General features: G+C 45.5%; 1 protein-coding gene. It reads right to left on the bottom strand.

Annotated features, from left to right (window positions below; translation table 11 throughout):
* A partial coding sequence (locus J3S90_RS16265) for an MBG domain-containing protein (RefSeq protein ID WP_210646996.1) occupies positions 1-202 on the bottom strand: 202 nt, incomplete at both ends.

Here is a 202-nt window from a genome sequence, read left to right as displayed (position 1 = left end):
CTGGGTTCGCGTCTCCGTATACTTTGGTTTTATTATCGGCTACCACACTCACGTTGATCGCTTTTGGTGTTACCGTTAATAGCGCGTCTGTTGTGCTTATCGTATAGTTTGGATTACTGCCTAAAGCAACTGCAATTGGATAGCTTCCTACTGCTGAAGTCGTCGTAGCGGTAGTGCTTAACGTATAGTCAATCACATCGCC

This window comes from Flavobacterium flabelliforme, assembly GCF_017948675.1.
Classification (GTDB): domain Bacteria; phylum Bacteroidota; class Bacteroidia; order Flavobacteriales; family Flavobacteriaceae; genus Flavobacterium; species Flavobacterium pygoscelis.
Note: the sequence above shows the minus strand (reverse complement) of the source record. Positions and strands in the feature narration are given on the sequence as shown.